Origin of the sequence: Peribacillus frigoritolerans (assembly GCF_030676415.1) — a bacterium.
GTDB classification, from domain to species: Bacteria; Bacillota; Bacilli; order Bacillales; family DSM-1321; genus Peribacillus; species Peribacillus frigoritolerans_A.
The window spans coordinates 19,530-29,779 of the sequence record NZ_JAUUTW010000051.1 but is presented as its reverse complement, the minus strand read 5'-3'; the positions used below and the strand labels follow the sequence as shown (position 1 = coordinate 29,779).

General features: G+C 34.0%; 6 protein-coding genes. 3 read left to right on the top strand and 3 right to left on the bottom strand.

Going from position 1 to position 10,250, the window contains the following annotated elements; all coding sequences use genetic code 11:
• The 3 genes from Q8G36_RS26990 to Q8G36_RS26980 all read left to right on the top strand — a co-directional run.
• Positions 1 to 4,094 (top strand): hypothetical protein (locus Q8G36_RS26990; RefSeq protein WP_305275292.1); only part of this gene is annotated, 4,094 nt, incomplete at its 5' end.
• Positions 4,095 to 4,257: 163 nt separating this feature from the next.
• Positions 4,258 to 5,145, top strand: coding sequence for a glycosyltransferase family 2 protein (locus tag Q8G36_RS26985; RefSeq protein ID WP_370694129.1), 888 nt, complete (start codon positions 4,258 to 4,260; stop codon positions 5,143 to 5,145).
• 93 nt (positions 5,146 to 5,238) lie between these two features.
• Positions 5,239 to 5,850: a class I SAM-dependent methyltransferase gene (locus tag Q8G36_RS26980; RefSeq protein ID WP_305162832.1), complete on the top strand. Its 612-nt coding sequence runs from the start codon at positions 5,239 to 5,241 to the stop codon at positions 5,848 to 5,850.
• Between the two features lie 1,421 nt (positions 5,851 to 7,271).
• Here the strand turns inward: Q8G36_RS26980 and sat are convergent.
• From sat to Q8G36_RS26965, 3 genes are read right to left on the bottom strand one after another with little or no spacing between them, the layout of a single operon-like run.
• A complete protein-coding gene (gene sat, locus Q8G36_RS26975; protein ID WP_305162831.1) occupies positions 7,272 to 8,444 on the bottom strand; it encodes a sulfate adenylyltransferase in 1,173 nt (390 codons plus the stop codon).
• A 47-nt stretch (positions 8,445 to 8,491) separates the two neighbouring features.
• Complete coding sequence (gene cysC / locus Q8G36_RS26970) at positions 8,492 to 9,106, bottom strand: adenylyl-sulfate kinase (protein WP_305162830.1); 615 nt, start codon at positions 9,104 to 9,106, stop codon at positions 8,492 to 8,494.
• Between the two features lie 23 nt (positions 9,107 to 9,129).
• A complete protein-coding gene (locus Q8G36_RS26965; RefSeq protein WP_305162829.1) occupies positions 9,130 to 9,996 on the bottom strand; it encodes a sulfite exporter TauE/SafE family protein in 867 nt (288 codons plus the stop codon).
• Positions 9,997 to 10,250 lie beyond the last annotated feature (254 nt).

The following is a 10,250-nucleotide window of genomic DNA, read 5'->3' as shown; positions in this document are numbered from 1 at the left end:
AAAATTACACTCAAATGATCGGCCAACTATCGGAAAAGGAAAGTCAATATAAGGTGGACATTGAAAGTTTAGAAAAAGCCATGATCGAACTTTCCGAAAAGGATGAGCACCAGAAACAAGTTATCGAAAACTTTAAACATGAAATTGAAAATTACATTTCAAAGATCGGCCACCTATCGGAACTGGAAAGTCAATATAAAGTGAACATTGAGAATTTGGAACAGATGATTACCGATCTAAAGGAAAAAGAGAATTACCAGCAACAAGAAATCGATCATTTAAATCAAACGATTAGCGTTGTATCTGAACAAGAAAATAAATATAAAATGGAGATTGAAAACTTAGAAAAAGCCATGATCGAACTTTCCGAAAAGGAAGAACAGCAGAAACAAGTTATCGAAAACTTTAAACATGAAATTGAAAATTACACTCAAATGATCGGCCAACTATCGGAAAAGGAAAGTCAATATAAGGTGGACATTGAAAGTTTAGAAAAAGCCATGATCGAACTTTCCGAAAAGGATGAGCACCAGAAACAAGTTATCGATAACTTTAAACATGAAATTGAAAATTACATTTCAAAGATCGGCCACCTATCGGAACTGGAAAGTCAATATAAAGTGAACATTGAGAATTTGAAACAGATGATTACCGATCTAAAGGAAAAAGAGAACTACCAGCAACAAGAAATCGATCATTTAAATCAAACGATTAGCGTTGTATCTGAACAAGAAAATAAATATAAAATGGAGATTGAAAATTTAGAGAAAGCTATGATCCGACTTTCTGAAAAGGATGAGCAGCAGAAACAAGTTATCGATAACTTTAAACATGAAATTGAAAATTATACTCAAATGATCGGCCACCTATCCGAACAGGAAAGTCAATATAAGGTGGACATTGAAAGTTTAGAAAAAGCTATGATTGAACTTTCCGAAAAGGATGAGCATCAGAAACAAGTTATCGATAACTTTAAACATGAAATTGAAAATTACATTTCAAAGATCGGCCACCTATCGGAACTGGAAAGTCAATATAAAGTGAACATTGAGAATTTGGAACAGATGATTACCGATCTAAAGGAAAAAGAGAACTACCATCAACAAGAAATCGATGATTTAAATCAAACGATTAGCGTTGTATCTGAACAAGAAAATAAATATAAAATGGAGATTGAAAACTTAGAAAAAGCCATGATCGAACTTTCCGAAAAGGAAGAACAGCAGAAACAAGTTATCGAAAACTTTAAACATGAAATTGAAAATTACACTCAAATGATCGGCCAACTATCGGAAAAGGAAAGTCAATATAAGGTGGACATTGCAAATTTAGAACAGATGATTACCGATCTAAAGGAAAAAGAGAACTTCCATCAACAAGAAATCGATCATTTAAATCAAACGATTAGCGTTGTATCTGAACAAGAAAATAAATATAAAATGGAGATTGAAAATTTAGAGAAAGCCATGATTGAACTTTCCGAAAAGGAAGAGCACCAGAAACAAGTTATCGAAAATTTTAAAAATGAAATTGAAAATTATACTCAAATGATCGGCCACCTATCGGAACAGGAAAGTCAATATAAGGTGGACATTGCTAATTTAGAACAAATGATTACCGATCTAAAGGAAAAAGAGAACTACCATCAGCAAGAAATCGATCATTTAAATCAATCGATTAGCGTTGTATCTGAACAAGATAATAAATATATAGCGGAGATTGAAAATTTAGAGAAATCTATGATCGGACTTTCCGAAAAGGAAAATCATCATAAACAAGTTATCGAAAACTTTAAACATGAAATTGAAAATTATACTCAAACGATCGATCACCTATCCGAACAGGAAAGTCAATATAAAGTGAACATTAAGAATTTGGAACAGATGATTACCGATTTAAAGGAAAAAGAGAACTTCCATCAAAAAGAAATCGATCATTTAAATCAAACGATTAGCACTGTATCTGAACAAGAAAATAAATATAAAGTGGAGATTGTAAGTTTAGAAAAAGCCATGATCGAACTTTCCGAAAAGGAAGAGCAGCAGAAACAAGTTATCGATAACTTTAAACATGAAATTGAAAATTATACTCAAATGATCGGCACCCTATCGGAACAGGAAAGTCAATATAAGGTGGACATTGCAAATTTAGAACAGATGATTATAGATTTAAAGGAAAAAGAGAACTTCCATCAAAAAGAAATCGTTCATTTAAATCAATCGATTAGCGTTGTATCTGAACAAGATAATAAATATATAGTAGAGATTGAAAATTTAGAAAAAGCCATGATCGAACTTTCCGAAAAGGAAAACCATCATAAACAAGTTATCGATAACTTTAAACATGAAATTGAAAATTATACTCAAATGATCGACCACCTATCCGAACAGGAAAGTCAATATAAAGTGAACATTAAGAATTTGGAACAGATGATTACCGACCTAAAGGAAAAAGAGAACTACCATCAACAAGAAATCGTTCATTTAAATCAAACGATTAGCACTGTATCTGAACAAGAAAATAAATATAAAGTGGAGATTGAAAGTTTAGAAAAAGCCATGATCGAACTTTCCGAAAAGGAAAAGCAGCAGAAACAAGTTATCGAAAACTTTAAACATGAAATTGAAAATTATACTCAAATGATCGGCACCCTATCGGAACAGGAAAGTCAATATAAGGTGGACATTGTAAATTTAGAGCAGATGATTATAGATTTAAAGGAAAAAGAGAACCATCATCAGCAAGAAATCGATCATTTACATCAAACGATTAGCGTTGTATCTGAACAAGAAAATAAATATAAAGCCGAGATTGAATGTTTAGAACAGACGATTATCAATTTAAAGGAAAATGAAAACCAATATCAACAAGAAATCGATCATTTACATCAATCGATTGCTCTTTTTTCCGGGCAAGAAAATAAATATAAAGCTGAGATTGATAACCTGGAGCAAATGATTATCAATTTAAAGGAAAATGAAAATCAACATCAACAAGAGATCGATCATTTACATCAAACGATTTCTCTTGTTTCGGAGCAAGAAAATAAATATAAAGCCGAGATTGAATGTTTAGAACAGACGATTATCAATTTAAAGGAAAATGAAAATCAACATCAACAAAAAATCAATCATTTACATCAATCGATTTCGGAGCAAGAAAATAAATATAAAGTGGAGATTGATAATTTCGAAAAGACGATTAACAATCTAAAGGAAAATGAAAATCAACGTCAACAAGAAATCGATCATTTAAATCAAACGATTGCTCTTGTTTCGGAGCAAGAAAATCACTATAAAGCTGAGATTGATAACCTAGAGCAAATGATTATTCATTTTAAGGAAAATGAAGTTAACCACCAACAGGAAATCGATCATTTAAATCAATCGATTGCTCTTGTTTCGGAGCAAGAAAATCACTATAAAGCCGAGATTGATAACCTAGAGCAAATGATTATCAATTTAAAGGAAAATGAAAGTCAACATCAACAGGAAATTAAGAACTTAACCGATTCCATAACAGATTTAACAGATAAAGAAATTAATTATATCCAAAAAATAGAAACCATAAATAAAACGGTAAATGATCAAAAAGAAAAAGAAATACATTATAAAGATGAACTAGCAAAATATATTAAAGAACGAGAAAAAAATCATTTGCAACCAACAGGAAAAATGAAAAAACCTTTTAATAATAATGGAATACAACAGCAAGCTGGAAATACTCGTTTAAATATGAAAAATTTCAATTCGCCAAATAACAAAGAAGTAAGTACTCAACCAAGTGCGTTTCGATTCTCGAATGAAACAAACCAACAAAAAACTACAACCCGAAATTTTAATATGCAAACATCACATTGTCAAGCACTCTATCCCCCAAAAAAACCGAGTTACACAGAAATTGATAGAACTCAACAAAATTATAACACCGGGATAATGTCATCGTATCAGAAAAAAGATTACCCAGATACTAAATTTAATAACACTAGTACAGATTCATTAGATATATTTTATAAAAAACACCCTTTATATAATTTACATTCAGGAGCCCAAAAAACAGCAATAGATCCCTTTAAGAATTTTAGAAAGCATTAATAATAACCTTTATTTATAGTAAATGTACTCTCACTTTAACTCAACAACAAACAGAAACTTAACTGCTTTTTTCAACCGAAGATCAAGGATTGTGATAATCCCCCTCTTAACATCAATTTCACAGTCCTTGATATTTTCTTAATAATTCATTACAAAAGGAGAGATAAATGAAGTGAAAACTCATCCTTTAATTTCAATAATTTTTCCAGCCAAAAATGAAGGGGAAAACGTGAAAAACACTCTTGATTCATTATTTTCAGTTGATACACATTATTCCTTCGAAGTGATTATTATAAACGATGGATCAACAGATGATTGCTGCGATTTTCTTAATACCTATATTCACGCAAACCAGGTTAAACTTTTTGAAACAGAAGGAATTGGAGCTGCAAGCGCACGAAATTTAGGAGCAACAAAAGCTACTGGGGAATTCCTGATTTTTTGCGATGCTCATTTACAGTTTGAAGATTTGTGGATCGATCAGATTGTAGAACCCTTGCTTACAGGAAAATCAGATGCAGTAACCCCAGCAATCGCTTCGTTTGGCAATTCCGATTTCATTGGCTATGGTCAGACCTTAAAGTCAAACCTTAGAATTAAATGGAACTCTAAACAAAATGGCCTCTTTGAAACTGCCGTATTACCCGGAGGATGTTTTATTATCTCAAAAAAAGTGTTTGAAGATGTGGGCGGATTTGAAACGGGATTTAAAACTTGGGGACATGAAGATGTAGAGCTTTCTATTAAGCTATGGCTGTTTGGATTTCGCTGCCACGTTTTGCCTAATGTAAAAATAATCCATCTATTTAGAAAAACTCACCCCTACGAAGTTAGTTATGATGAAGTTTATTATAATTTATTAAGGATGGCCTACTCTCATTTTAATACTCATCGCATACAAAAGTGCAAAAAACTCATGATCCATGTAAAAGCAAACCCTATTGAATCCCAAGTGCTCCTTGATGGAGTTAAAAAGCAGCGACGGGCCTACTTTCAAAAACGAAAATATGATGATGATTGGTACTTTTCCAAATTTAATATAATTTTCTAGATTATACAGAGCGCCCCATCTTTCCCAAGAGAGTCATGTCATTTTTATAATTCCTTTCTAAATAAATCAAAATGATGAAAGGTGAGAATGTAAATGAAAGAGCTATTTACAAATATTTATAAGAAAAACATGTGGGGAAACTCTGAGTCTGTATCTGGTACGGGTTCATCACTTACTCAAACCAAAACAATCATTCAGGAATTACCAAGCATAATAAAACAACTTCAGATAAATAAAATGATAGATGCACCATGTGGTGATTTTAATTGGATGAAGGAAATATACAAAAATACAGAATTATATATTGGGATTGATATCGTCGATGAGATAATAAAAAGAAATAAAAAAGAATATCCATTAAACAATGTACAGTTTTTTCATATGGACATTACAAAAGATCGTCTGCCTACTGGTGATTTAATCCTCTGTCGAGATTGTCTTGTACATTTTAGTTTTTCTGATATTCATTTAGCTTTAAACAATTTTAAAGCAAGCCAGTCGAGGTATTTATTAACGACTACATTTACTAACCTTACGTGTAATCATGAAATAAGAACAGGAAGCTGGCGCCCTCTTAACCTAGAGATTGAGCCATTCAATTTTCCCAAACCTATCTTGGTTATTAATGAGAATTGTACGGAAGGAGAAATGAACTATACTGATAAATCACTAGCTTTATGGGATTTGAATATCATCAATTTTTAAAATATATTTCTCTGCTTCCGCTTCCGCATGATATTATCCCCTTAGTTAGACAGTGAAAAAAAGTCCATGAAATAACATGGATGATAAACTACTACTTGGATAGATTTTATTATGCCTAAAAAAGGGGATACATTTCAAACTTATTCAAAGAAATTAAAGATACAGGTTGTACAAAGTTATTTGAATAATGAGGGTAGATTAGCCACAGCGAAGAAATATGAGCTTAAAAGTAGAGGATTTGGTACGGAAATATTAAACTAGTAAAGCACGGTAACGAGGGCTTCCCGTGTGAAATTTGATAGTGTGGATGATGAATTTGGAATACTATAAGGCTCAGGTGGCTCACTTAAAAAAGCAGTATCCAAATCTATAGGCGGTGTCCTTTCTCAGGCTAGTTAGAGATTATTGAAGAACTAGCTCCTCAATATAAAGTAATCTGGCTTATTGTCATTGCTCAGTTAAATCGTTCCAGCTACCATAGACGCGGTTCAACACTTACTCAAAGACCATTTTGCTTTTCAAAGGACGATAAATGATTAGACGGATTCAAGCGATTAAAAAGTATGTAGAATTATGAGAGAGTTTCAAATTCAATCGATCGTCCGTAAAATGCTTTTTCAAAGGAAAACCCTCAAAACTTTCCCCAAATGTATTAGTACGCCAATTTCAAAACCACAAACAAAATGAGGTTGCTTCAGATATCACTCAATTGCCATTCAAAGATAATTTTCTCCATTTATCGGGCGCCCAAGACATTGACAATTATAACGTCGCTGATTTGAAGCTCTCACTTCGAAATGGCTTGAAACTTGTTCTTGTACGGAATCATCATTCACTTAGGTCAAAGATTCCAATACATATCTCATGCTTATCGTCGTACACTTCTACAAGTAGGTGTCATCGGCAGCCGCCACACTTGTAAAGAAAACTGCCGTGACAATAATTGTGTCGAATGATTCTCCTCTCATTTCAAATCTGAAAAGTATTATCTCAATCATTTTCAAACAGAAGAAGAACTATCATTTTAATTTCAAACGGTTCTAAAACGACAGAGCCATTGGGCTCCGATTGAATATCGAATCTCGATGTTGCCTATTTTTTAAAATTGGAGTAAATATTGTCAACAATGCTGCTGTTGGTTAATCACTACTTTAATTAATCTTGCATATCTTGTTGTTTTTTTCACTTTCTTGAATGTCACTGTTAAAAATTAACATATTCTTGACTTACTTTTATATAATCTTATAATTTATCTGTTTCTACATTGGATCATCCATTATAAATTTTCAATTCTGATAAGTTTGATCGGGTACACTTAATATGTCCTTTCTAATTGTGTAGTTGTTAGACGATTACTCCATATAAATGGATTTCAATTAATAATCATTTTCAAAAGTAGTTATTACGCCCTTTCGTTATCCTTACCCTTTTTGGTTCATGCCCCTAATAAGTACTTCTGCCACCTCAGGGCGAGTGAATTCCGGTGGTGGTGTAAGACCATCATGAAGCATTTCCCTGACTTTCGTTCCACTTAAAATGAACCTATCGTCAGCAGAATGAGGGCATGTCTTCAATGAAGCCATATTCATACACTTTTTACAATAAAAGCTATGTTCAAAAAATAATGGTTTAATACCTATTTTCCTAGGGTCAAACTGGCTAAAAATTTCTTGTGCATCGTACGTTCCATAATAATTTCCTACCCCAGCATGATCACGGCCGACAATAAAGTGTGTGCAACCATAATTCTTTCGAACAAGCGCATGAAAAACCGCTTCCCTGGGACCGGCATAACGCATAGCCGCTGTATAAATTGCAAGTCGGACTCGGTCCAATGGGTAGTAATATTTCAATAAAATTTGATAGCTTTCCATCCGTATATCTGCAGGTATATCATCCTTTTTCGTTTCACCCACAAGAGGATTCAACAAAAGCCCATCAACCGTTTCTAATGCTGTTTTTTGCAAGTATTCATGGGCTCGGTGCACTGGATTTCTAGTTTGAAATCCGACCACAGTATTCCAACCTAATTCTGTGAACATTTTTCTAGTTTCGTTTGGACTCATATAAAATTCTTCAAATGGTTTATGTGAAGGCCTATTTACTAGAAAAATAGGTCCAGCAATATATATGTCCCCTTGCTCAAATAGCTTTTTGACACCAGGGTGGTTAGAGTCTATTGTTTTATAAACAAGTCTAGCTTCTTCCTGTTTATCGTATTCAAACATTTCTTCTACCTGAATGACCCCGGACAGTTCTCCCTCAACACTATATAGAGCCACTTCATCCCCCACATTTATACTCTTCGCATCTGCCTTTGTAATAGGAAGAGTAACCGGAAGCGTCCATGGTAATCCGTTTGCCAGATGCATATATTTTAAGACGCTCTGGTAATCTTTTTCCCCCATAAATCCAATAAGTGGACTAAATCCACCATTTGAAATCATTTCCATATCCGAAATAATCCATTTTGAGATAGTAAGGGACGAAAGGGATTTGCACTTTTCCAAATATTCTTTACGGGCAATTCCTGTTAATTCACGATTAATCAGCTTGCCGCCATGTGGTTCAATGATGGTTTTTTGAACATCCATATATAACACCTCTATCATTTGTACGTTCCATTGTGACTTTTTCAGACCTAAATATTGACATCCCCTAAATGCCCATTATCTTTTAAGAAGGTCATGATCTGCTGCACACATTCTTCAATAGAATATTGACTGGTTTCAATAATGATTTCAGGGTTTACCGGTTCTTCATATGGAGCTGAAATTCCTGTGAATTGAGTGATTTCTCCTATTCTAGCTTTCTTATATAACCCCTTGGGATCTCGTTTCTCACAGGCTTCTAAAGGACATTTGACATATATCTCAAGAAATTCACCCTGTTGTACCTTTTTTCTGACATCTTCTCGGTCACTAATATAAGGCGAAATAAACGTGGCTAATACCACGATCCCGCTATCGACAAAAATTTTGGCAACTTCCCCTATTCGGCGTATATTTTCCTTGCGATCTTGAGAACTAAAACCAAGGTCTTCATTTAATCCATTCCGTAAATTATCTCCATCTAAAATATATGTCGAGATCCCCTTCTCATGAAGTCTTCCTTCGACCATATTCGCTATGGTTGACTTACCTGAACCTGATAAACCTGTAAACCAAAGAATAAAGCTTTTATGTCCATGTAACGCTTGCCTAAGTTCTTTTGTAATGGAAAATGAATGATGATGGATATTCTCATCTTGACCCATATAATCTCCCCTTTATTTTTTCGTTATGGAACAGGATTTTTGTTATTTCGGACGGCATAGACTATAGAAACTATCCAGCCAATTAATATGAGCATATAAATAACGAGAGACCATTGATTCAGAAACGTCCAAGTGTTAATCAACGTTCGTGCATTGGTCAAAATAATAAATCCCCCTACAAGGACTCCCAATAAATAAGATGGCAATTTTGTAACGATCCAGGCAGCGATGGGTGCTGCAATAATTCCCCCTGCCATAAGTGCAATTACCCAAAACCAGTTCACTTCCTGCCAACCTAATGCAATAAGAAACCCCAACGTTGCCGAAACAGCAACAGCAAACTCACTCGTATCCACCGTACCAACTACTTTTCTAGCAGGAACACCTTTTTGGGATAAAAGGACTGGAGTTGTAATCGGGCCCCACCCTCCCCCACCGGTTGCATCTGCAAATCCAGCTATTAACCCCAAAACGATTGATTTTTTTCTTGATATATTAATTGATTTTCTTTCACTTCTTGTTTTAGACATAATTAAAAAACGAAAAAGTACATATACGCCAAGAATTAACAAAAAGATCGAAATATAAGGTCTTACTACATTTCCTGGTAAATTACTCAAAAAACACGCTCCCGCAAATGCCCCAATTGAACCAGGAATGATTAATTTTAAAAGCGCTTGACGATCAACGTTCCCGAATTTCATATGGGATATACCAGAAGCAGCAGTAGTCACTACCTCGGACAAATGTACGGATGCAGAAGCCACTGCAGGGGCAATTCCAAATGTCAACAACAGAGATGTTGAAGTAACCCCATATGCCATACCTAAGGAACCATCAATTAACTGAGCCAAAAAACCGATAAACGCGAATATGATGAGCTTTTTCATGTTTTCCTCCTACAAAACGATTCCTTTTACCTTTGTATATTCATCCAACATAAAAAGAGTCCTTGATTCACACCTAAATTATTGCTGTAGGGTCCTCATTTATCCGAGTTATTAATTATCAATATTGTATTTTTCCGATGTAAGAGCAGAATCCGCACCCTACAAACGTGTGCTCGTCAAATATAGATTCTCTGAAATCATTCTTTTACTAATGGCATTATTTTCAGTCATTTATTTTCACTCAACTATATTGA